Raw genomic sequence first — 21374 nt, 5'->3', positions numbered from 1 at the left:
GCTCTCGGGGCGATAAAGCCGCTTCGGCATACGACTTTAGTCGTATGTGATAGCTGGATAGATGACAGGGAGCATTCGATAACACATGAACCAGGCAACGGAATATCAGGCTGCCGCGGGCGGCATCGAGGGAGAGGCGGGCAGGAGTGACGTCTTACTGCCGGCCGATGGCACGGCGCGCAGGGGCGTGTCGCTGCGCCGGCAGCGATGGATCGGCATCGCCGTGCTGTGGCTGATCCTGATCGCGATGCTGGTCACCAATGCGTTGCAGATGCGTAGTGCGCTGATCAAGGAGCGTGAGAAGCGCATGATGACCGCGGTGGAGATGTCGGTGTCATTGATGGCGCATTACCGGCAGCGCGCCGAACGCGGCGAAATCAGTGAAGCCGAGGCGCAGGCGCAGGCGTTCGACGCCATTCGGGAGATTCGCTTCGAGGGCGGCAACAACTACATCTACGTCTTCGGCAAGGATCTGCATATTCGTGCCCATCCCAAGCGTGAGCAGGGCCAGGACGTGTCCAAGGCGACGGACCCCACCGGCAAGCTGATCTTCGTCGATATGATCCAGGCAGCGCGGGCCAACGGTCAGGGCTTTGTCGACTATCGCTCCAACTTCGCCCGTGGCTCATCGGCGCAGCCACGCGTTCACTCGTTCGTGGAAGCTTTCAAACCCTGGGGCGTCTACGCGGCCAGTGGTGTCTTCATGGGCGACGTCGACGTTCATGTCATGGCGCAACTGCTGCGTTCGGCACTCGTCAGCCTGATTGCCGGTGCTCTGGTGACGATCGCTTTCTGGTTCATGATCGCTCAGGTACTGCGCCGGCTCGGCGGCGAGCCGGCCTACACCGCCGGCGTGGTGGAACGTATCGCCGGTGGCGATCTGGGTGTCGATATCGCGCTGGATCGTCGGTACGCGCACAGCCTGCTGGGCGATATCCAGCGCATGCGGGATCGCCTGCGGGCGGCCGTGGGGAATATCCAGGCGTCGAGTCTGGACGTTGGCCAGGGCGCCGAGGAGATCGCGGCCGGCAATCAGGAGTTGGCATCGCGCACCGAGGAACAGGCCGCGGCGCTCCAGCAGACCTCGACCAGCATGGAAGAGATGACCGCGACGACCCGTCACAGCGCTGATAACGCCAAGCGCGCCCGTGCGCTGGTGGAGCTGACCGGAGAGACCTCTCAGACCGGCCAGCGGGCGATTCTCGGCGCGGTGGAGTCGATGCAGGAGATTCGCCATGGCGCCAATCAGATCACCGAGATCATCGGGTTGATCGACAACATCGCGTTCCAGACCAATATCCTGGCATTGAATGCGTCGGTCGAGGCGGCGCGTGCCGGTGAGCATGGACGCGGCTTCGCGGTCGTGGCCGGTGAGGTGAGGCAGTTGGCCAACCGCTCGGCGACGGCCGCACAGGACATCAAGCGGCTGATCGAGACCTCCAATGCTCAGGTGGCCACCGGCGCGACGCGAGTCAACGATGCCAAGGCGCAGATGCAGGAAATCGATGGCCAGATCCGCGAGATCGATACGCTGTTCGACCAGATTGCCAATGCAGCACTGGAACAGACCGGTGGTATCGAGCAGATCAACGACGCCGTGTCCCAGCTCGACCAGACCACTCAGCAGAACGCCGCGCTGGTCGAGCAGACCTCGAGCATGGCGGATGTCCTGCGGGAGCGATCGGTAGCAATGCGCGAGGCGATTCAGATCTTCAAGCTGTAGATCACGCCCTCATCGAGAGGCAGGCGCCAGGCTGGGGCTCACTGCCCCAGCTTGTGCGCCTCGACCCGATACCCCCGATCCTTGTAGGTCTTCCAGCAGGCGCGCTTGGTGCGCAGCACGTCCTGGTGCTGGTTGATGATCTCGGCGACGCGCTCCAGCCGCGAGAACCACTCGGGAATCTCGTCGTTCAGATTGAGCATCGCCTGCACGCCCGGTTCCGGCACGGCTTCCCAGCCGATGGTGACCGGTGGGGCAGGGTCCATCTCGTCTCCCGCGACCCGATGCGGGACGTAGCTATCCTCGCGGAACGTCCACAACAGCTCGTCGAGCTCGCGAGCCATGGCTTCGTCCTGGGTGTGGATATGCAGCTGGTAACCCTTGCGATAGATCGTCTCCGCCAGTCGACAGGCGAAGGTCAGCCGGGCTTCCAGCGTGGTATCGGGCAGGATGTAGAAATCGACCTTGGTCATAAATCCCCTTCGGGGAGCGTTAAGCGGTAAGAGCGGCGCTTCGCGCCTGGAAGCGGGAAGAAAGCCAATCCCGGCTAAGAGCTAAGAGCCCGGGTTGCGAGTTACCAATGTTACCTGAATCGGCGCCGGGCGAGATGAATGGCTAGGCGCGCGACGCGTAAGGAACGAGACATGACAGGGGGTTCGGCGAGGCCCGCACGCGGCGTGCAACAACGCCAGTCGCTCGCGCAGGCCCGACCTCTCCTAAACGCCGCCGTCGACGTCGACCAGCGCCCCGGTCGTGAACCCGGCTTCGGCCAGCCATAGTACCGCGTTGGCGATCTCTTCCGGCTCGCCGATACGGCCCATCGGAATCACCGAGCCGGCGACATTGGGCTTGTCCGGGTTGCCGCCGCTGGCGTGGATGGTGGTGCGGATCACCCCGGGGCGCACGGTGTTGACGCGGATGCCCTCGCCGGCGACCTCCTTGGCCAGGCCCTCGGTCATGGTGTCGATGGCGCCCTTGGAAGCGGCGTAGTCGACGTACTCGCCGGCACCGCCGAGGTGCGAGGCGGCGGAACCGACGTTGACGATGGCGCCGCCGTTGCCGCCGTGGCGGGTGGACATGCGCTTGATCGCCTCTCGCGCACAGATGAACGGTCCGACCACGTTGATCTTCATCATCCGGTCGACGCGTTCGAAGCTCATCTCGTCGACACGGCCGATCTGGTCGACCACTCCGGCGTTGTTGACCAGCACGTCGACCCGGCCCAGCTCGCGATCGACCGTCTCGAACATGGCGACGATGGCGGCTTCGTCGACGACATCGGCCTGAACCGCGATGGCGCGGCCGCCATCGGATTCGATCTCGGCGACCACCTTGTCGGCGGAAGCCTTGTCGCTGCGATAGTTCACGGCCACGGCGTAGCCTTTCTGGGCGGCCATGATCGCAGTAGCGGCGCCAATGCCGCGGCCGGCACCGGTGATGATCATCACGGGTTTCATTGCATCATCCTTTTCATCAATGGGCGTCGAGGCTCTCCAGACGAAGCGACCGCCGGAGGGCGGTCGTTTCGGGACCGGCGAGCGATCCAGTGCTTACAGCAGCTTAGGACGAAATCGGGCCACTCGCATCAGGCCAATTGCATCAGCCAGCCGCGGGTGTCCTCGCTGCGACCGTACTGGATGTCGAGCAGGCGCTTGCGCAGCTTCGCGCTGACCGGCTCCCCATCGGTGGGCGGCGTCACGATCCGGTCTTCCTCGGTCAGCAACTGGCCGATCTGGGTGATCACGGCGGCGGTGCCGCAGGCGAACACTTCGACGATGTCGCCGCTCGCGACCCCTTCACGCCACTCGTCGATGCTGATCGGGCGCTCCTCCGGCGTGAGGCCTTCGTCGCGGGCCAGCTCCAGGATCGAGTCGCGGGTGACGCCTTCCAGGATCGTGCCGGTCAGCGCGGGCGTCACCAGACGGCCATCGCGGTAGACGAAGAACAGGTTCATGCCACCCAGCTCCTCGATCCACTTGTTCTCCGCCGCGTCGAGAAACGCGACCTGGTCGCAGCCGTGGGATTCGGCCTCGGCCTGGGCCAGCAGGGAGGCCGCGTAGTTGCCCCCGCACTTGGCGGCGCCGGTACCGCCGGGCGCGGCGCGATTGTAGTGCTGGGAGAGCCAGATCGAGACCGGCTTGCCGCCGCCCTTGAAATAGGACGCGGCGGGCGAGGCGATCAGGTAGTAGTCGACCTCGGCGGCCGGCTTCACGCCGAGCGACTTGCCGTTGCCGATCATGAACGGACGCAGGTAGAGGCTGCACTCCTCGGTGTCGTTCCGCGGGGTCGGCACCCAGTCGGCATCCTGGGCGACCAGCGCTCTGAGCGATCCGAGGAACGTCTCGTCGTCGAGTTGCGGCAGAGCCAGGCGGCGGGCGGAAGCGCGGAAGCGCGCCGCGTTCTTCTCCGGGCGGAAGGTCCAGACCGAGCCGTCGGCATGGCGGTAGGCCTTGATGCCCTCGAAGATCTCCTGGCCGTAGTGCAGCACCGGCGAGGCCGGGTCGATCAGCAGCGGTCCGTAGGGGCGAATCTCGCCACGTTGCCAACCGTCCGACTTGGTCCAGCGTACATGTACCATATGATCGGTGAAGTAGCGGCCGAAGCCCGGGTTGGCAAGAATCTCGTTGCGCAGCATGGCATCGAGAGGGTTGGAAGAAAGGCGGGCTTCGAAACCTGAAGTGGACACTGCGACTTCTCCTGACAGTCCATGATGCCTGACCCGCGAGTGGGGCGGCAGGCGGTCGACGACCTCGGTTGGGAACTGCCCGGGACCCCAGGCAGCGGACCATCCAAATTAGCATGCAAAGCGTTGGTGTGGGTAGTGGCGGATAGCGGCTTATTCCAGCAGCCCTTCCAGGCCTGGCGCCGTGAGGGAAGGCTCGAACTCGACGATCTCGTACTCGGCAAGATCGTGGACTTTGAACGGATCCTCGGCCAGACATGCCTCGAGCGCGGCACGATCCCCGCGAGCGAGCAGAACGCCGCCGGTACGTGGCACCTTGCGCCCCGATGCCAGCAGTATCTCGCGTTGATAGGCGCTTTTCAGCCAAGCGATGTGGCCTTCGAGATGCGCCTCGACCTGGTCGATCGACACCTTGTAGGAGAGCGAAACGATGAACACGTCGGATTTTCCTTGTTGAGAGGGGAGTATCGGTGATGCTTTGAACGACGAACCGGGCGTGAGCAGCCCGGTTCGTGATTCGGCATTACGCCTCCTGCGTTACCACCCGCTCGCTCTCGCGATCCAGCAGGTAGCGGGTCAGCAGACCCACGGGCCGGCCGGTGGCGCCTTTCTGCTTGCCGCTGTCCCAGGCGGTGCCTGCAATGTCGAGATGCGCCCACGGGTAGCTGTCGGCGAAACGTGACAGGAAGCAGGCGGCGGTGATGCTGCCGGCCGGACGCCCGCCGATATTGGCGAGGTCGGCGAAGTTGGACTCGAGCTGCTGCTGATAGTCGTCCCACAGCGGCATGTGCCAGGCCCGATCCCAGGAAGCCTCGCCGGCTTCGAGCAGGTCCAGCGCGAGATCGTCATCGTTGGAGAACAGGCCACTGGCGTGATCGCCCAGGGCAATGACGCAGGCACCGGTGAGCGTGGCGATGTCGACCACGCTGGCCGGCGTGAAACGCTCGGCATAGGTCAGGGCATCGCACAGCACCAGCCGGCCTTCGGCATCGGTATTGAGAATCTCGACGGTCAGCCCCTTGAGCGTGGTGACGATATCGCCGGGCTTGATCGCGCGGCCGTCCGGCATGTTCTCGGCGCTGGCGACGATCGCCACCACGTTGAGCTTCGGCTTCAGCGCGATCACGCTCTTCATGGCGCCGAACACGCTGGCGGCACCGCACATGTCGAACTTCATCTCATCCATGCCGGCGCCGGGCTTGAGCGAGATGCCGCCGGTATCGAAGGTGATGCCCTTGCCGACCAGAACGTGGGGCGACTCCTCGGAGTCCTCGGCGCCCTGGTACTTCATCACGATCAGCTTCGAGGGTTCCGCGCTGCCGCGACCGACCGCCAGCAGCGAGTGGGCGCCCAGCGCTTCCAGTTCGGCTTCGTCGAGAATCTCCACCGTCAGCGAACCGGCGGATTCTCCCGCCAGGGTCTCGGCCTGACTGGCGAGATAGCTCGGGGTGCAGATATTGCCGGGCAGATTGCCCAGCGTGCGAGCGAGGTTGACGCCATCGCCCAGGGCCGCGCCGATGCGGGCGCCGGCCTTGGCGCCATCGGCCTGATTGGCCTCCGAGACCAGCAGTTCGATCGTGCGCAACTGCGGCAGTGTCGGCTGGGTGGACTTGCACTCGGTGAAGCGGTAGACGGCGCGAGTGGCGGCTTCCAGCGTCATCTGCGCGTTCCAGGCGGCATCGCGATCCTCGACCTCGGCATCGGTGAAGGCCACCGCGGCGCTATCCACCGGCAGTTTGGCGAGCGTGGTGAAGGCGCCATCCAGCGCCTTGCGCAAGGCGCCTTCATTGAAAGCGTCGCGCTTGCCCAGGCCGACCAGCAGCAAGCGCTCGGCGGCCAGACCCGGCGCGAATGGAATCAACTGGACATTGGCCAGCTCCGGGGTGAAATCGCCGCGCTCGACGAGCTGTGCGATCAAGCGCTCGCTGGCGTCATCCAGCTTGGCCGCGGCAGACAGCAGTTCGCCGTCCTGAAATAGCGGCACCACGAGGCAGGCTGTCTCGACCTTGGCCGGATTGACGGTCAGTACGGAAAATTCCATGTCGTCTCCAATGAACGATTGCGCTGGCTTCACGTCACATGCCTGTCGGCAACGAGACAAGCGAGCGGTGATTCAGGATAATGGCGCCGGATAAAGGTGCGCGGCAATGACAGTGCGTCGGGAACGCTATCGCAAACGTTCTCGAGCAGCCAAACCATCGCCGCCGATGAATGGCCCATCGATGGGCCAGTTTACGCAAAGCCCAAGCGCGTTGCACAAGACGTGTCGGTGATTCGTATCCTCGGGACGTGGTGACAAGCAGTGACCGTTTTCCCGGCAGCAAGTCCGATGGCCAGGATCGTCCAGCCCGAGTGCAGGGTCGAGCTGCGGCAGGAAGCCAAATCAGGAGTCGAAGTTGATTGTATCCCGTTATTTGACACGCGAGATTCTGCTGACCATGTCGGCGGTGGCCGGCGTGCTGTTGCTGGTGATCATGGGCAGTCGCTTCATTCGCTATTTCACCGACGCGGCCCAGGGCGAACTGCCGCTCAGCGCGCTGGGCACGCTGATGCTGTTCCATATGCCCAGCTTCCTCGAGCTGGTGCTGCCGCTGTCGTTCTTCCTCGCGATTCTGCTCGCCTACGGCCAGCTCTACCTGAACAGCGAAATCACCGTGCTGGTCGCCTGCGGCATCAGTCCCAATCGGCTGTTGCAGGTCACCCTGCTGCCGGCGGCCCTGATCGCGGTGCTGGTCGGTCTTTGCAGCCTGTGGCTGACGCCGGCGGGCGCCGCCTACAACGAGCGCCTGATCGACGAGCAGCAGAGTCAGCTCGACTTCTCGCTGCTGACGCCGGGTCGGTTCCAGGATTTCGGCAACGACCGCACCGCCTACACCCAGTCTCTCAACGATGACCGGTCGCGCATGCGGAATGTCTTCATCAGCGAGCGCCAGACCGGCGGCAACGGTTCGCCGCAACAGGTAGTGACGCGGGCCGAGGGTGGCTACCAGACCACCGATCCGGATACCGGCAGCCGCTACCTGGTCCTCGAGAATGGCCAGCGCTACAGCGTCGAACCCGGCAGCCCAGTCGCGGAAAGGCTGGAATTCGGCAGCTACGGCGTTCGCCTGGCGACCGACGATACCGGAGAGGTCGATGTCGACAGCGAGTTGATGAGCACGCCGGCACTGATCGCCGACGGCGACGACGAGTCCATGGCGCAACTGCAGTGGCGTATCTCCATGCCGCTGATGATTCCCATCCTGACCCTGCTGGCGCTGCCGCTGTCGCGGGTCAATCCCCGCCAGGGGCGCTTCGCCAAGCTGCTGCCGGCGATCTTCCTGCACATCAGCTACCTCAGCCTGCTGCTGGCGGCGCAGGACGCGATCGCACGAGGAAGCTTGCCGGCCAGTATCGGTATGTGGCCGATCCACCTGGTCTACCTGATGCTGGGCGTTTTCCTGATTCGTCGTGACCAGGCACGGGGGGGCCGCTGATGTTGATCGATCGTCTCGACCGTTACATCGCCCGCAACGTGCTCGGCGCGATGCTGGTGGTTCAGGTCATGGTGCTGGGCCTGGACCTGGTGATCTCCTACATCAACGACCTGGGAGACGTCTCGGGGGGGTACACCGCGCTGGATGTGTTGATCTACCTGGTCATGCGGCTGCCCTGGCGCTTCTACGAATACGCTCCCGTTGCGGTGCTGATCGGTGCGCTGGTCGGTCTCGGTGGCATGGCGTCCAACAACGAGCTGACGGTGATGCGTGCCTCGGGCCGTTCACTGGGGCGAATCCTGCTGGGCGTGCTCAAGCCGCTGGTGCTGGTGATCCTGCTGACCATGGCGATAGGCGAGTTCGTCAGCCCGGCGACGGAGCAGCATGCCGAGGCGTGGCGGCTGGAGCAGTCCGAGGGCTCGGAGGCCGTGCTGTCGCATCGCGGTGGCTGGCAGCGGGAGGGCGATGATTTCTACCGCTTCGGCACCATCCGCGCCGACGATACCCTGATCAACGTCACCTGGTACCACTTCGAAGGCCAGCGCCTGGTCGATGCTACCCAGGCGGCGCGAGCGGTATGGGATGGCGGCGCCTGGACGCTGGAAGACGTCAGGATCACCCATTTCGAAGAGGGTGCAACGCGTGCCGAGACCCTGCCCAGCGAGAGCTGGGACACGGCGCTGACGCCGGCCCAGTTGAACCGCTTGCTGCGCCCCCTGGACAGCCAGCCCATCGCCAGCCTCTGGCGCTATGCCGACTATCTGCGAGCGCAGGGGCAGGAAGCCACGCAGCCAGTGCTCTACTTCTGGCAGAAGAGCCTGCTGCCGGTGACGCTGGCCGGCCTGGTACTGCTGGCGGCCTCGTTCGTATTTGGTCCGCTGCGCAGCGTTGCCGCGGGGACGCGTATCTTCTATGGCGTGATCGTCGGCCTGACCTTCAAGTACCTGCAGGACCTGCTGGCGCCGGCGTCGGTGCTGTTCGGCTTTTCGCCATCGCTGGCGGTGGTGGTGCCGACGGCGGCCTGCTACCTGCTGGGCTTCTGGCTGTTGCGTCGTACCGGCTGAGAACCCGTTCATGCCCGGCCGAGCGCTGACCAGCCACGGGTGGGAACAGGTTCGGTATTCTCGTTGACCCGAGGTGAACGCGTGCGCAAGCCCGGTCGTTCTCTCACGTGTTGGCCCTCGCTCGCCTGCTCGTGAACGGCTCCTGACAGACATCGAAAGCAGAGCGGATTATCAGTGCGCCGCGCCCCACAAGGCGCGGCGTTCTTGCGTCGGGAGGTGACGTTCGGCAGCGGCGAGGTATCCGGGGACGGGGAGGTGGCGAGCGTCGACGGTGGCATCAGGTTGCGTTAAGTCAGCCTCGAGTAATGTCTGGCGAGATGATTTCGATTGCGGGTTGAAATTGCCTATGCGAATCATTTACATTTGCTATCACGTTACCAGTGAGGTTTGCCCGTGTACGTCTGTCTCTGTGTAGGGGTCACTGACCGCGATATCGAAAATGCCGTTGCGGACGGCGCTCGCAGCTGGCGTGAAGTTCGCGAGAGCACCGGTTGTGCCGGCCAATGCGGCAAGTGCGCCTGCACCGGCAAGAGCGTGATGCGCGAGGCAATCAGCCAGGAAATGGCAATGGACCCCGACCTCGCCTACGCGGTCTGAGCGCGCTCGGTCCCTCCTTCGGCTACGGCTTCTGCTTGATTACAAACCGATTTTCGCCATGACGCGGTGCTTGCGATAGCGCGAGTCGTTATCAGCCGCGTTCCCATCTGCCAACGGCTTGCAGATGAGATATTGTCGTAACCCACTGTAATGGTTGTAATTTCTGGATCGCATGAGTGATACTGCCGTCACTGGATCGATGCCGCCCGGCCGGGTAGCGTGGATCCGACGGGAGTGCGTAGCCAGAACGTGCCTCCCCATCGCCAGAGACACCATGAGGAGAACACGACAATGAAAGGCGACGCCAAGGTCATCACCTATCTCAATACCGTGCTCGGCAACGAGCTGGTCGCGATCAACCAGTACTTCCTGCACAGCAAGATGTACAAGGACTGGGGGCTCAGCGTGCTGGCCAAGTGGGAGTATGAAGAGTCCATCGAAGAGATGCAGCACGCCGACAAGCTGATCGAGCGCATCCTGTTCCTGGAAGGCATCCCCAACCTGCAGGACCTGGGCAAGCTCAATATCGGCGAGAACTGCCATGAGATGCTCGAGAGCGATCTCAAGATCGAGCACAAGGCCCGCGCCGACCTGCAGGAAGCGATTCCCTACTGCGAATCCGTGCGTGACTATGTCAGCCGCGATCTGTTCATCAAGATTCTCGATGACGAAGAAGAACACATCGACAAGCTCGAGGCGGAACTGGGCCTGATCGACAAGGTCGGCATCCAGAACTACCTGCAGAAGCACATGTTCACGACGGACAAGGAGTGAGGCGCTGCGCCTGACCCGGCGCATGCTTCAACCAGAAGGCCCCGATGTCAGCGACATCGGGGCCTTCTTCGTTGCCGGGCCGGGCGTGATCGACGCCGAGACTCAACCCAGGTCGTTGACCAGCAGCGCCTCGACCGCCTCGATACGCGTCTTCAGCGTCTCGTCGTCCGCGGCCAGCACCGTGACATGACCGATCTTGCGGCCCGGCCGGGGCGCCTTGCCGTAGTCGTGCCAGCGGGTGCCGGGCAGGGCGAGCACGGCGTCGCGTTCCGGGAAGGCGCCGATCACGTTGAGCATCGCGCACGGCGCCAGGCGGGCGGTCTCGCCCAGTGGCAGGCCGGCGACGGCGCGGACGTGGTTCTCGAACTGGCTGGTCACCGCGCCCTCGATACTCCAGTGGCCGGAGTTGTGGACCCGGGGCGCGATCTCGTTGGCGAGCAGCCCGGCGGCGGTGACGAAGAACTCGAACGCCATCACCCCGACATAATCGAGTTCGTTCATGACCCGGCTGGCGTAATCCTCGGCCTGGGCCTGCAGCGGGTGCGCGATCTGCGGCACCGAGCAGTGCAGGATGCCCTGGCGATGCTCATTGCGCACCACCGGCCAGTGGCGGATCTCGCCGTCGCGGCCGCGCACGGCAATCACCGAGATCTCATGGTCGAAGTCGATGAAACCCTCGAGGATCAACGGCACGCCGCCGAGTTCATCGAAGGTGCCGGCGACCTCTTCCGGCGCGCGCAGCACCTTCTGGCCCTTGCCGTCGTAGCCCAGGGTTCGGGTCTTGATCACCACCGGCAGGCCGATCTCGTCCACCGCGGTATCGAGGTCGGCCTGACTGTCGACCCGGGCGATGGGCGGCACGTCGATATCCAGCGAACGGAACAGCGATTTCTCGAGCCAACGATCCCTTGCCGTGGCCAGCGCCGAGGCGGGCGGATAGGCAGGGCGGCGTTCGGCCAGCCGTTCGACCGCCTCGGCCGGCACGTTCTCGAATTCGAAGGTGATGGCATCACAGCTGGCGGTCAGCGTGTTCAACGCCTCCGTGTCCTGCCAGTCTGCCTGCAGATGCTGGCCATGGACGGCGGCACACGGCTCGCTGCCGGGGTCTAGGAAGGTGAAGCGAAGATCCATTGGCGCGCCCGCCTGGGCGAGCATGCGGCCGAGCTGGCCGCCGCCGACGATACCGATTCTCATGAGGGCTCCTGATCTGCGGGTCGAGGATCGGGGTTGTCGAGCACCTGCTGCGTCTGTTCGGCGCGGAAGGCCTCCAGCGCCTCGCGGATGCGCTCGTCGTGGTTGGCCAGCATGGCGGCGGCGAGCAGGGCGGCGTTGATCGCCCCGGCGCGGCCGATCGCTAGTGTCGCGGTGGGAATGCCGGCCGGCATCTGGACGATGGAGAGCAGCGAGTCGACCCCGGAGAGCGTGCTCGACTTCACCGGCACGCCCAGGACCGGCAGGCGCGTCTTGGCGGCGCACATGCCGGGCAGATGAGCCGCGCCGCCGGCACCGGCGATGATCACTTCCAGGCCCCGGTCGGCAGCGGTCTCGGCGTATTCGAACAGCAGGTCCGGCGTGCGGTGGGCGGAGACCACCTTGGTTTCATGCTCGATACCCAGCTTTTCGAGGGTCTCGACGGTATGGCAGAGAGTCGACCAATCCGACTTCGAACCCATGATCACGCCGACGCGTACGCTCATGCTTCCTCCCGTGGGAAATGATTCGCCGGCCCCTGTTGTGGCTACCACCGTGTGGAATTGTCGGGCCGTCGCTTGGAAAGCGGCGCATTATACCCGTCCTGTCGGCGGACGGCGATGGCCTCTCGAGCGCCGCAGGCCCCGTGGCCGGGTCAGCGGAATGCTTTCTCCAGCGCGAACCGTGCCACCGGTTCGTCGCTGACGCTGACCTGCTCGCAGAACATGGCGAGCGGGCGCACCCACAGCCCGTAGTCGCCGTAGAGTGCCCGGTAGACCACCAGCCACTCCTCGGTCTCGCTGTGCTGGGCGACATCGAGCACCTCGTAGAACTGGCCCTTGTAGTGACGGTAGATGCCTGGGACCGGCTTGTGATGTTCACTCATGGGGGATCTCCTGGATGTCGACTGACGGTGCTGCCGATGGGGACGCCTTCAGCGACGCAGGCGCCTTCGCCGGGGCGGCAGAGCGTTTCGCCCTGGCGGCGAGCCGGGTCAGCACGCGCCCGGCCGCCACGAAACCGAAGGTGCCGGTGACCACGCTGACGGCGCCGAAGCCGGCGGCGCAGTCGAGCCGCGTCGACTCGCCCGGTGCAGGCTTCTGCAGGCAGACCTCGCCATCCTCGCCGGGATAGACCAGCTGCTCGTCCGAATAGACGCACTCGACGCCGAAGCGACGCTTGGGATTGCGCGAAAAGCCGAAATCCCGGCGCAGCTTCGAGCGCACCTTGGCCAGCAGCGGGTCGTGTTCGGTACGGGAGAGGTCGGCGACCTGTATGCGGGTCGGATCGCTCTGGCCACCGGCGCCGCCGGTCACGGTGATCGGCAGCTTGCGGCGGTTGCAGTAGTGGATCAGCGCCGCCTTGGCGCCGACGTGATCGATGGCGTCGATCACGTGGTCGGCGTCGGCCGGAATCCTGTCGGCGAGATTGGTCGGGGTGATGAAGGCTTCGTCGGCAACCACCTCGATGCCCGGCCAGATCGCGCGGCAGCGCTCGGCCAGCACCGCCACCTTGGGCTTGCCGATCTGGCCGTCCAGGGCGTGAAGCTGGCGGTTGACGTTGGAGACGCAGACATCATCCAGATCGATCAGCGTGAGCTTGCCGATGCCGGAGCGCGCCAGCGCCTCGGCACTCCAGCTGCCGACACCGCCCACACCAATCACCACCACGTGGGCGTGACGAAAGGCGCTGGCCGCACGGGTGCCGTAGAGACGCCGAATACCACCGAAGCGGAAATCGTAGTCGTCATGCAGGCCGTCGTTGCCGGATTCGGGGGCGTGCTGAGGCGTCTTGGCGTCGTCGCTCATGGGATCTCGATCATCAAAAGGCATCGCTCGGTTCGGCTGGCGTCATGCTGTCGTCGGAAGTCTGCCAGCGGGCGTCGTTTCGCGTCAGGTGCGCCTGCCAGCCGAACCGGATGAGCAGGGCGGAGAAATGGTCGTCGGGGGCCGCCTCCAGCGTCAGTCGGCGACCCTCGAACGGGTGTGTCAGCGTCAATTGTACGCTGGACAACAGCAGGTGCGGGCAATCCAGGTGATCGCGAAAATAGCGGTTGTGAATGCCCTTGCCGTGCTTGGCGTCATTGATGATCGGATGACCGCAGCTGGCCAGATGGCGACGGATCTGGTGGCGACGCCCCGTTTCCGGCCGCGCTTCCATCAGCGAGTAGCGTGACTGCGGATAGCGGTCGATCGCCACCGGAAGCTCCGCCGTCGCCAGGCGCCGAAAATGGGTCAGCGCCGCCTGCGCCGGCATCTCCGCCTTGGGTCGAATACCATCCTCCTCACGCAGCGGGGCGTCGACGCTGATCGCTTCCGGCCCCCAGCCGCGAATCACGGCCAGATAGCGCTTGTTCACCTGCTGCTCGGTGAAGGAGCGCGTCAATGCCGCCGCTGCCTCGCTGTCCAGCGCGAACAGCAGCACGCCACCGGTGGGTCGGTCCAGCCGATGGACCGGATAGACGTGCTGGCCAAGCTGGTCGCGCAGCGTCTGCATCACGAAGCGGGTCTCGCCGCGGGCCAGCGCCGTGCGATGCACCAGCATGCCCGGCGGCTTGGCCACGGCGACCAGCCGCGCATCGCGGTAGATCACCGCCAGCGGCGCCGGGCGCACGGTCGTGGCAAGCGTCGCGGTCATGAAATGGGCTCGCAAAGCGGAACGGGTCGCTATTGTCGGGGTTGGGCCGGGTTATCTCAAGGGCCTGTCGAGCGTTCGAACAGGATCGAGGGTCGCTTGGCTTTTACCGGCGTCGGATGTTCGCGGCGCCTGCCTATGCTAGCCTCGCTGAAGGTCCAGCCTGAAGAGAGGCGCATTGCGTCATGAGTGATCACACCAAACCCCATCTGGTGGTGCTGACCGGTGCCGGCATCAGCGCCGAGAGCGGCCTCAGGACCTTCCGCGACGGCGACGGCCTGTGGGAAAACCATCGTGTCGAGGATGTAGCAACGCCCGAAGCCTGGGCGCGTGATCCGGAGACCGTGCTGCGCTTCTACGACGAGCGGCGCGAGCAGACCCGCCGGGCGCGCCCGAACGCCGCCCACCTGGCGCTGGCCGAGCTCGAGGCTGCGGGGTTCCGGGTCAGCGTGGTCACCCAGAATATCGACGACCTGCACGAGCGCGCCGGTTCCCGCCATGTACTGCACCTGCACGGCGAGATTCGATTGGCGCGCTCGTCCGTCGATGCCAATCTGCGCTACCCGGTGGAGGAGATCTCGGCCCGAGGCACCATCGCGATCGGCGATCTGTGCGACAAGGGTAGCCAGTTGCGCCCTGACGTGGTCTGGTTCGGCGAGGCGGTGCCGCGCTACGCGGAAGCTTGCGACATCGTCGCCGAGGCCGATGCGCTGCTGGTGGTCGGCACCTCGCTGGCGGTGATGCCGGCGGCGCTGCTGCTGGAACAGGCCCCGCTGGAGGCGCCGTGCTGGCTGGTCGATCCCCACGCCCGCGACCTGGCGCCGCCCGGCGTCAGCCCCGTTGCGGAACCGGCCAGCCAGGGCGTGCCGGCGCTGGCGGCACGGTGGCGAGAGCAGGGCGGTTTCGGCGACTGAATCCCCATCGACTTGCCGGCCGGGGGCGGGAAACCCCGGCATCTGCCGCCTTTTGCCTATTTAGTCGCGGCTCGCGGTACGGCAGAATAGCGCGCCCGGTCGATATCGGAACCGTGGCTTCTTTTCGTATCGATCCCGACAGAGCCGCTCGAGCGGCCCCGGCTCGCCCCATCGGCGAGTCACACCATCGCTAGGACACATCATCATGTTTGAACGCATCAACCGGTTGTTCCCGGTCTGGGCCGTCTTGCTGGCCGTCATCGCCGCCTTCGAGCCGCAGCTGTTCGTCGGGTTGAAAGCGGATATCAAGACGCTGCTCGTGGTGATCATGTTCGCCATGGGCCTGACCCTGACCCGCGAGGATTTCGCCCGCGTGATCAAGGCGCCCAAGCCGATCGCCGTCGGCGTGGTGCTGCAGTTCCTGATCATGCCGGTGGCCGCGCTGCTGGTGTCCCGCGTGCTGGGCCTGAGCCCGGAGCTGACCACCGGGATGATTCTGGTCGGCGCCACCGCCGGGGGCACCTCCTCCAACGTGATGACCTGGCTCGCCGGCGGCCACGTGGCGCTGTCGGTCTCGATGACCATGGTTTCCACCGTGATCTCGGTCGTCGCCACGCCGTTCATCACCTGGCTGCTGGTCGGCCAGACCATCGACGTGCCGGTTCTGGGCATGCTGATGAGCATCGCGCAACTGGTGATCGCGCCGATTGCGCTGGGGGTCGTCGTCCACCATCTGCTGGGGGCACGGATCCGCAAGATCGAGTCGGCCCTGGCGACGCTGGCCATGGCCGCCATCGTGCTGATCATCGCCATCGTGGTCGCGCTCAACGCCGGCAACCTGGCAACGCTGGGGCCGATCGTGGCGATCGCCGTCATCGCCCACAACAGCATCGGCCTCGCCGGTGGCTACTGGCTGAGCCGCGCGCTGGGCTTCGATATCCGCACCGCGCGCACCATCGCCTTCGAGGTGGGTCTGCAGAATTCCGGGCTGGCGGTCACACTCGCCAACCAGTTCTTCACCGCCGGCGCGGCGCTGCCGGGAGCGCTGTTCTCGGTCTGGCACAATGTCTCCGGCTCGGTGCTGGCGGGATACTGGAAACAGCGCGGCGTGCCCGCCCACGGCGAGACGTCGAAAGCGAGCGAGAGCCTCGGCCGCTGAGAGGGTGTTCACAAGTTCGACGAGCGAAGGCAAGACAAGGCGAAATCGGTCGAAAAAGCGGAGTTTACATGGTGTAAATGAGTATTTTGACCGGGCTCGCGCACGAGGTCGATTTCAACGCCGTATTGCCGAGCGCAGGCATGTTGTAGACACCCGCTGAGGGATTGATACAGATCTTTCCTCGATTGCGGGTCCGAGCCAGCGGGGCGAAGTGCTAGAATGCGCGCCCCGCTTTTTTTGTGCTGAGATCGCCGAGCCATGCGTAACGATGCCGACCTGACGACCGATAACCGGTCGCCGAGCGAGAATGATGCGCCGAACGCCGCACCCCGGCGTGAACCGGCGGCCGAAGAGGCGTTCCCGCCGCGTCGCGAGTTCAAGGCCCGCGGCAGCTTCGTCGAGCGCTGCGAGGGCTGTCGTCTGCCAGTGCTCAATTGCCTCTGCCCCTACCGGGTGACGGCGACCAGCGACGCCCAGGTATGGCTGCTGACTCATCCCTACGAGCACAACAAGCCCACCAACACCGGTCGCCTGATCGCCGACGTACTACCTCAGACCGAGACCTTCACTTGGTATCGCACCGCACCGGAGGCGCGCCTGCTCGAGTTGCTGGCGGATCGGCGCTACGTGCCGTTCGTGGTCTTCCCCGACGACCAGCCCGACTATCAGCATCGCGTGGTCGACGAGCGGGCGGTGATCGGCGCCAAGCAGGATGGCTTCATACCCGTGTTCATCCTGATCGACGGGACTTGGCGTCAAGCGCGGCGCATCTTCCGCAAGAGCCCGTATCTGGAAAACCTGCCGGTGTTGCCGCTCCATACGGATCGTCTGACCCGCTATCGGCTTCGTAAGCCGGCCTCGGCTTCCCATCTCTGCACCGCCGAAGTCGCCGCCGAACTGCTGCGCAAGACCGGCGACGCCGACGCCGCCAACGTGCTCGACGACTACTTCGACGCCTTCAACGAAAGCTACGCCGCGAGCCGCTTCTACCACAAGATCGAAAAGCCCAATGCCGCCATGCAGCGGCTGCTCGACCGACGGGCCTTCGGTGTCAGCTACGTCTGAGCCCGTCCGCTGGCCGCTGTTTGCCAGCGCGCCTCGCGCCCGGGATCCCAACCGAGGCGAGGCTAGGGCCGCATTGCATCCGTAACGTCTTCTCTCTGGCGGCTTCGTCGACAAGCGCTTGTCATGGTTGATGTAATGTTATGATATAACGTATTGTTTAGTGGCGTTTCTATCTTCGTCTGTTCACAAAAGAGAGTCACTTCATGAAATTGTTGTCAGCGCACAGCGCGGGTGTGGTGGTGGTCGGACTATTGACGGTGGGGAGTTATTCAACCGCCTGGGCGGCGGATCACAATCACGGCCATGACGATCACGGCCATGACCACGATCATGCTCATGACCATGGCCAGGACAAGAACATTGACGCCGGCTACTTCGACGACGACCAGGTCGAGGATCGCCAGCTTTCCGACTGGGAAGGGGACTGGCAGTCCGTCTATCCCTACCTGCAGGACGGCACCCTCGACCCGGTGTTTGCCCACAAGGCGGCGCACGGCGACAAGACGGCGGCCGAATACAAGGCCTACTACGAGAAGGGCTATCAGACCGACGTGAGCCGGATCGTCATCGACGGCGACGATGTCACCTTCTACGAAGGGGACGAAGCGCATACCGGCGAGTACGTCTACGACGGCCATGAAATTCTGACCTATGAAGCCGGCAATCGCGGCGTGCGCTATATCTTCGAGCGGGAAGGCGGCGACGAGGAAGCGCCGAAATACTTCCAGTTCAGCGATCACGCCATAGCGCCCAACGATGCGGACCACTACCACCTCTACATGGGCGACGACCGACAAGCATTGCTCGAGGAGGTCACCAACTGGCCGACCTACTACCCCTCCGACCTGAGCGGTGAGGAAGTCGCCGAAGAGATGATGGCGCACTAAGCGCCGGACAAGTGCCAGGGGTCGGGCACTTCATTTCGGGCCCCGATGCACTCGCATCGGAGGCCCGAGCAATGTTATCTTCTGCGCCGTGCGCCCGAATAGCTCAATTGGATAGAGTACCGGCCTTCGAAGCCGTGGGTTGCAGGTTCGAGTCCTGCTTCGGGCGCCAGTTATTTCCTCTCCCGCGTTATCCCAGGATCAGGCCACCAGCTTCTCGACCATCAGGATGATGGTGTGGATCACCTTGATATGGATCTCTTGAATCCGGTCGGCGTCGCCCAAGTGGGGCACGCGAACCTCCACATCCGCCAGACCCGCCAATTTACCGCCATCCTTGCCGGTCAGTAGAATGACGAGCATCTTCTTCGCTCGGGCCGCTTCGACGGCTCGGATGATGGTGGCGGAGTTGCCGGAGGTCGAAAGCCCGAAGAGTACATCGCCTTCCATGCCGACCGCCTCGATATAGCGTGAGAACACGGACTCATAGCCGAAGTCATTGGCGACGCTTGCCAGCGCCGCGCGGCGATGCACGATTCCGCTTCAGCAGAGACAACGGCCCCGCCACGTGCGGGGCTTTTCGTGTCGCGCTAGGACGATATCCATGTCAGGCCCCGGCACTGTTGGCCATGGCCCGGTCGGGCGATGAATGGGGACTCAACTCTGAACGAAAGCCCAGGAGACCGCCCCGATCATCAGCAGTGCGAAGGTAAGGCGGAGCAGTCTGGAGAAGAAAGGACGCTGCACGAGCGGCCGAATGGCGCCGCCGACGCACATCCAGAAGATATTGGTGAAGACGGCAACCGCCAGGCAAACCCCCATGGTGGCAACGTAAGCGATAGCCGTGGGCGATAGCGGCAGTAAGAACTGTGAGTAGATCACCAGTAACACCGCGTAGGACTTGGGGTTGAGCACGTTGAGGAGAACGCCATCGCGCATCGTCAGGCGGGCGCCTTCGGCTGCGTTCGTGTCGAGTGGCGTGGACGCGATGCGGTAGGCGAGATAGAGCACGTAGAGCCCGCCCACGATTTGCAGTGTCAGCTTTGCACTAGGCCAGGCCGCCAGTAGCGCAGCCAGGCCCAGGGCCGCGGCCACCATCGAGATCGCCAGCCCGGTCAAAATGCCCGCATAGAGTGAAAGCGTCTTGCGGATCCCGAAGGTGGCGGATGTCGCCACGATCGTCATTGGCCCCGGCCCCGGGGAGCCGAACAAGAGCAGTGCCGTGATAGCGAGCGTAGTGACTTGCGACATGGGCCTCGTAATCTCCGAGTAGGGTCTTTTCGAAGCGATGGCGACCCTGAAGCGCTATCCCTGAGACGGAAACGATCAGTTCCGTTTGCGTAGAACGGTACTGATCATTACCATCCAATGTCAACATCGCATAGAGGGAAGACCATGGCGATACAGGCTCGTGAGCGATTGATAGCGACGGCGGAAGCGCTGTTCTATCAACGAGGCATCAATACGGTCGGCATCAGCGAGTTGATAGAAACCTCCGGCGTGGGGCGTGCGTCGTTCTATCGTCACTTCGACAGCAAGGATGCGCTGGTCCATGCCGTGCTACGTCACCGCAATGAGATCGCCCTGGCATCACTCGAGGCAGGTCTCGCCGCCAATGACAGCTCGCTCCTTGGTGTGTTCGATGTCATCGCCGAGCGCTACGGACAAGCCGACTTTCGAGGCTGTGCCTTCATCAATGCCATGGTGGAAGCCGCCGACCGTGGCAGCGAGACCCATCGCATCGCCCGAGAGCACAAGCTGGCGCAGATACGGATCATCGCTCGAGTGCTCGAGCAAGCCGGCCACTCACCGAGTCACGAACTCGCCTGCGACTTTCAACTGCTTATCGATGGTGCCGTCATGGGCGTGCTACGAGAGGGCAATCTCGAGCCTGTTCAGAGAGCCAAGCAGATAGCGGCCAGACTGCTGCCGCGTCTTCGGACATGACCTCGTCCGTCACGGAGAGACCCGGCGTAGTGCCCTAACCCCGGAAACCCCCTCTCTCCCGGTGAGCGAACGGGGGGCGTTGCGACTACCCTGAATCCGTGCCAATCACGGACAAGGATGGGGCGTGATGTTTGAAGGGTTTCAGTTGGAGAGGGTAGCGCTATCCGAAGCGACCTTGAGAGTGCGGTATGGCGGATCCGGACCGCCGATCCTGTTGTTACATGGCCATCCGCGGACGCACACGACCTGGCATCGCGTGGCGCCGCTACTGACCGCTCATCACACCGTCGTCTGCCCCGACCTGAGAGGTTTCGGAGAGTCTTCCAAGCCCGCCGACACACCCGACCACTCCGGATCGTCCAAACGCGCCAAGGCACGGGACTGCATCGAGCTGATGCGGCACCTCGGCTTCGACCGCTTCTCCATCGTCGGCCACGACCGAGGGAGTTATACGGCCTTCCGCACGGCGATGGATCACCCCGAGGCTATCGAAAAAGCCGTCATTCTCGATGGCGTGCCGATTCTCGAGGCGCTGGAACGGTGCGATGCGCGTTTCGCCACAGAGTGGTGGCACTGGTTCTTTTTCGCGCAATTTGAAAAGCCAGAGCGAGCCGTCCTGGCCGATCCAGATGCCTGGTACGGCGGCGATCCCGAAGCGATGGGGAAAGCGTCATTTGCTGACTTCCATAGAGCCATTCACGATCCGGCCACCGTTCACAGCATGATCGAGGATTACCGCGCCGGTCTGAGCGTGGATCACCTGCACGACCGAGAGGACCGCGAGCAGGGCAGACGAATCCAGTGCCCGGCCATGGTGCTGTGGTCATTACGTGACGACCTGGAGCGACTCTATGGCGACGTGCTGGAGGTGTGGCGTCCCTGGACGACATCGGTAGTGGGGCATGGGCTGGACTGCGGCCACCATATGGCTGAGGAAGCGCCGGAGGCTTTGGCCAGCGCGCTCCTCGACTTCTTCCAAGGCAATGCCGACTTTGCCTAGTTCACAACCTGACTAGCGGGGGCGTGCGGGCAGGTCGACTGCAAAATCATTGAGTCGCTGTCGCGGAAAGTGGTTGGCCACGCCGCTGTGGCCATCATCTTGCCCCTATCTCGCCGCAACCCGCCTGCGCGCTGTCGACTCCCCGCCCCGCCTGCGCACTAAATGGGTCGATTTTGATGCAGTGTTGCAGTGGACTCTAAGCCGCGTCAGTACTGGGGCGGCGGAGCGATCAGGAGTCCTGAAAAACGATGCGGAATGATGCGTTT

Annotated in this window: 23 protein-coding genes and 1 tRNA gene; 12 read left to right on the top strand and 12 right to left on the bottom strand. The window is 64.2% G+C overall.

What is annotated here, in order from left to right; all coding sequences use genetic code 11:
• The first annotated feature begins 85 nt into the window (after positions 1-85).
• The gene (locus DOM54_RS17000; protein WP_110717476.1) at positions 86-1723 is read left to right on the top strand and encodes a methyl-accepting chemotaxis protein; all 1638 of its coding nucleotides are present in this window, start codon (positions 86-88) and stop codon (positions 1721-1723) included.
• Between the two features lie 38 nt (positions 1724-1761).
• Here DOM54_RS17000 and DOM54_RS16995 read toward each other — a convergent pair whose 3' ends face one another.
• The 5 genes from DOM54_RS16995 to DOM54_RS16975 form a co-directional block, all read right to left on the bottom strand.
• On the bottom strand, positions 1762-2193 hold the full coding sequence (locus DOM54_RS16995; RefSeq protein ID WP_110717475.1) for a DNA polymerase III subunit chi: 432 nt from the start codon (positions 2191-2193) through the stop codon (positions 1762-1764).
• A 243-nt stretch (positions 2194-2436) separates the two neighbouring features.
• Entirely contained in the window at positions 2437-3177 is a 741-nt protein-coding gene (locus DOM54_RS16990) for an SDR family oxidoreductase (RefSeq protein WP_110717474.1), read from the bottom strand.
• A gap of 128 nt (positions 3178-3305) precedes the next feature.
• The gene (locus tag DOM54_RS16985) at positions 3306-4406 is read right to left on the bottom strand and encodes a branched-chain amino acid aminotransferase (RefSeq protein WP_110717473.1); all 1101 of its coding nucleotides are present in this window, start codon (positions 4404-4406) and stop codon (positions 3306-3308) included.
• A gap of 150 nt (positions 4407-4556) precedes the next feature.
• The gene (locus DOM54_RS16980) at positions 4557-4841 is read right to left on the bottom strand and encodes a YciI family protein (protein WP_110717472.1); all 285 of its coding nucleotides are present in this window, start codon (positions 4839-4841) and stop codon (positions 4557-4559) included.
• An 85-nt stretch (positions 4842-4926) separates the two neighbouring features.
• On the bottom strand, positions 4927-6444 hold the full coding sequence (locus DOM54_RS16975; RefSeq protein ID WP_110717471.1) for a leucyl aminopeptidase: 1518 nt from the start codon (positions 6442-6444) through the stop codon (positions 4927-4929).
• Positions 6445-6799: 355 nt separating this feature from the next.
• Here DOM54_RS16975 and lptF point away from each other — a divergent pair, with 355 nt between their 5' ends.
• The 4 genes from lptF to bfr all read left to right on the top strand — a co-directional run bounded on the left by lptF (position 6800) and on the right by bfr (position 10314).
• Entirely contained in the window at positions 6800-7879 is a 1080-nt protein-coding gene (gene lptF, locus DOM54_RS16970; RefSeq protein ID WP_110717470.1) for an LPS export ABC transporter permease LptF, read from the top strand.
• The gene (gene lptG, locus DOM54_RS16965) at positions 7879-8943 is read left to right on the top strand and encodes an LPS export ABC transporter permease LptG (protein WP_110717469.1); all 1065 of its coding nucleotides are present in this window, start codon (positions 7879-7881) and stop codon (positions 8941-8943) included. The genes lptF and lptG overlap by 1 nt, the downstream gene beginning before the upstream one ends.
• Positions 8944-9336: 393 nt before the next feature.
• Positions 9337-9540 carry a (2Fe-2S)-binding protein gene (locus DOM54_RS16960; RefSeq protein ID WP_110598537.1) on the top strand — a complete coding sequence of 68 codons (204 nt, stop codon included), beginning with the start codon at positions 9337-9339 and terminating at the stop codon, positions 9538-9540.
• Between the two features lie 291 nt (positions 9541-9831).
• Positions 9832-10314 carry a bacterioferritin gene (gene bfr / locus DOM54_RS16955; protein WP_110717468.1) on the top strand — a complete coding sequence of 161 codons (483 nt, stop codon included), beginning with the start codon at positions 9832-9834 and terminating at the stop codon, positions 10312-10314.
• Positions 10315-10416: 102 nt separating this feature from the next.
• Here the strand turns inward: bfr and DOM54_RS16950 are convergent, their stop codons facing one another.
• The 5 genes from DOM54_RS16950 to DOM54_RS16930 all read right to left on the bottom strand — a co-directional run bounded on the left by DOM54_RS16950 (position 10417) and on the right by DOM54_RS16930 (position 14142).
• The gene (locus tag DOM54_RS16950) at positions 10417-11508 is read right to left on the bottom strand and encodes a 5-(carboxyamino)imidazole ribonucleotide synthase (RefSeq protein WP_110717467.1); all 1092 of its coding nucleotides are present in this window, start codon (positions 11506-11508) and stop codon (positions 10417-10419) included.
• The gene (gene purE / locus DOM54_RS16945) at positions 11505-12011 is read right to left on the bottom strand and encodes a 5-(carboxyamino)imidazole ribonucleotide mutase (protein ID WP_110598534.1); all 507 of its coding nucleotides are present in this window, start codon (positions 12009-12011) and stop codon (positions 11505-11507) included. Before purE ends, DOM54_RS16950 begins: the two co-directional genes overlap by 4 nt.
• Positions 12012-12160: 149 nt before the next feature.
• A complete protein-coding gene (locus DOM54_RS16940; protein WP_110717466.1) occupies positions 12161-12391 on the bottom strand; it encodes a DUF1653 domain-containing protein in 231 nt (76 codons plus the stop codon).
• Positions 12384-13313, bottom strand: a complete 930-nt coding sequence (tcdA, locus tag DOM54_RS16935) for a tRNA cyclic N6-threonylcarbamoyladenosine(37) synthase TcdA (protein WP_110717465.1) — start codon at positions 13311-13313, stop codon at positions 12384-12386. Before tcdA ends, DOM54_RS16940 begins: the two co-directional genes overlap by 8 nt.
• A 13-nt stretch (positions 13314-13326) precedes the next feature.
• Positions 13327-14142 carry a pseudouridine synthase gene (locus tag DOM54_RS16930; protein ID WP_110717464.1) on the bottom strand — a complete coding sequence of 272 codons (816 nt, stop codon included), beginning with the start codon at positions 14140-14142 and terminating at the stop codon, positions 13327-13329.
• Between the two features lie 182 nt (positions 14143-14324).
• Here DOM54_RS16930 and DOM54_RS16925 point away from each other — a divergent pair, with 182 nt between their 5' ends.
• From DOM54_RS16925 to DOM54_RS16905, 5 genes are all read left to right on the top strand, one after another.
• Positions 14325-15053: an SIR2 family NAD-dependent protein deacylase gene (locus DOM54_RS16925; RefSeq protein ID WP_110717463.1), complete on the top strand. Its 729-nt coding sequence runs from the start codon at positions 14325-14327 to the stop codon at positions 15051-15053.
• 199 nt (positions 15054-15252) lie between these two features.
• Positions 15253-16212 (top strand): bile acid:sodium symporter family protein, encoded by a 960-nt coding sequence (locus DOM54_RS16920; protein ID WP_276309693.1) that lies wholly within the window; start codon positions 15253-15255, stop codon positions 16210-16212.
• 258 nt (positions 16213-16470) lie between these two features.
• Positions 16471-17277: a tRNA-uridine aminocarboxypropyltransferase gene (locus DOM54_RS16915; protein WP_110717461.1), complete on the top strand. Its 807-nt coding sequence runs from the start codon at positions 16471-16473 to the stop codon at positions 17275-17277.
• Positions 17278-17480: 203 nt separating this feature from the next.
• A complete protein-coding gene (locus DOM54_RS16910) occupies positions 17481-18164 on the top strand; it encodes a metal-binding protein ZinT (RefSeq protein WP_110717460.1) in 684 nt (227 codons plus the stop codon).
• Positions 18165-18256: 92 nt separating this feature from the next.
• A tRNA-Arg gene (locus DOM54_RS16905) sits at positions 18257-18333 on the top strand.
• 29 nt (positions 18334-18362) lie between these two features.
• Here DOM54_RS16905 and DOM54_RS16900 read toward each other — a convergent pair.
• Together DOM54_RS16900 and DOM54_RS16895 are read right to left on the bottom strand one after the other, a co-directional pair.
• On the bottom strand, positions 18363-18695 hold the full coding sequence (locus DOM54_RS16900; protein ID WP_240613945.1) for an SIS domain-containing protein: 333 nt from the start codon (positions 18693-18695) through the stop codon (positions 18363-18365).
• 123 nt (positions 18696-18818) lie between these two features.
• The gene (locus DOM54_RS16895; protein WP_110717458.1) at positions 18819-19412 is read right to left on the bottom strand and encodes a LysE family translocator; all 594 of its coding nucleotides are present in this window, start codon (positions 19410-19412) and stop codon (positions 18819-18821) included.
• A gap of 144 nt (positions 19413-19556) precedes the next feature.
• Between DOM54_RS16895 and DOM54_RS16890 the strand changes: the two genes are divergently transcribed.
• Both DOM54_RS16890 and DOM54_RS16885 read left to right on the top strand, forming a co-directional pair.
• Complete coding sequence (locus tag DOM54_RS16890) at positions 19557-20108, top strand: TetR/AcrR family transcriptional regulator (RefSeq protein WP_110717457.1); 552 nt, start codon at positions 19557-19559, stop codon at positions 20106-20108.
• A 127-nt stretch (positions 20109-20235) separates the two neighbouring features.
• The gene (locus DOM54_RS16885; protein WP_110717456.1) at positions 20236-21108 is read left to right on the top strand and encodes an alpha/beta fold hydrolase; all 873 of its coding nucleotides are present in this window, start codon (positions 20236-20238) and stop codon (positions 21106-21108) included.
• Positions 21109-21374: the final 266 nt, after the last annotated feature.

It is taken from the genome of Salinicola acroporae, from assembly GCF_003206615.1.
GTDB classification, from domain to species: Bacteria; Pseudomonadota; Gammaproteobacteria; order Pseudomonadales; family Halomonadaceae; genus Salinicola; species Salinicola acroporae.
The sequence above is the reverse complement of the archived record's forward strand: the minus strand, read 5'-3'. Positions and strand labels throughout refer to the sequence as shown.

What these genes read in the sequence shown, in the direction of transcription:
- DOM54_RS17000 (WP_110717476.1), top strand. Translation starts at nt 86, where the DNA reads ATGAACCAGGCAACGGAATATCAGGCTGCCGCGGGCGGCATCGAGGGA.
- DOM54_RS16995 (WP_110717475.1), bottom strand. Translation starts at nt 2,193, where the DNA reads ATGACCAAGGTCGATTTCTACATCCTGCCCGATACCACGCTGGAAGCC.
- DOM54_RS16990 (WP_110717474.1), bottom strand. Translation starts at nt 3,177, where the DNA reads ATGAAACCCGTGATGATCATCACCGGTGCCGGCCGCGGCATTGGCGCC.
- DOM54_RS16975 (WP_110717471.1), bottom strand. Translation starts at nt 6,444, where the DNA reads ATGGAATTTTCCGTACTGACCGTCAATCCGGCCAAGGTCGAGACAGCC.
- lptG (WP_110717469.1), top strand. Translation starts at nt 7,879, where the DNA reads ATGTTGATCGATCGTCTCGACCGTTACATCGCCCGCAACGTGCTCGGC.
- bfr (WP_110717468.1), top strand. Translation starts at nt 9,832, where the DNA reads ATGAAAGGCGACGCCAAGGTCATCACCTATCTCAATACCGTGCTCGGC.
- DOM54_RS16950 (WP_110717467.1), bottom strand. Translation starts at nt 11,508, where the DNA reads ATGAGAATCGGTATCGTCGGCGGCGGCCAGCTCGGCCGCATGCTCGCC.
- purE (WP_110598534.1), bottom strand. Translation starts at nt 12,011, where the DNA reads ATGAGCGTACGCGTCGGCGTGATCATGGGTTCGAAGTCGGATTGGTCG.
- DOM54_RS16940 (WP_110717466.1), bottom strand. Translation starts at nt 12,391, where the DNA reads ATGAGTGAACATCACAAGCCGGTCCCAGGCATCTACCGTCACTACAAG.
- tcdA (WP_110717465.1), bottom strand. Translation starts at nt 13,313, where the DNA reads ATGAGCGACGACGCCAAGACGCCTCAGCACGCCCCCGAATCCGGCAAC.
- DOM54_RS16930 (WP_110717464.1), bottom strand. Translation starts at nt 14,142, where the DNA reads ATGACCGCGACGCTTGCCACGACCGTGCGCCCGGCGCCGCTGGCGGTG.
- DOM54_RS16925 (WP_110717463.1), top strand. Translation starts at nt 14,325, where the DNA reads ATGAGTGATCACACCAAACCCCATCTGGTGGTGCTGACCGGTGCCGGC.
- DOM54_RS16915 (WP_110717461.1), top strand. Translation starts at nt 16,471, where the DNA reads ATGCGTAACGATGCCGACCTGACGACCGATAACCGGTCGCCGAGCGAG.
- DOM54_RS16910 (WP_110717460.1), top strand. Translation starts at nt 17,481, where the DNA reads ATGAAATTGTTGTCAGCGCACAGCGCGGGTGTGGTGGTGGTCGGACTA.
- DOM54_RS16895 (WP_110717458.1), bottom strand. Translation starts at nt 19,412, where the DNA reads ATGTCGCAAGTCACTACGCTCGCTATCACGGCACTGCTCTTGTTCGGC.
- DOM54_RS16890 (WP_110717457.1), top strand. Translation starts at nt 19,557, where the DNA reads ATGGCGATACAGGCTCGTGAGCGATTGATAGCGACGGCGGAAGCGCTG.
- DOM54_RS16885 (WP_110717456.1), top strand. Translation starts at nt 20,236, where the DNA reads ATGTTTGAAGGGTTTCAGTTGGAGAGGGTAGCGCTATCCGAAGCGACC.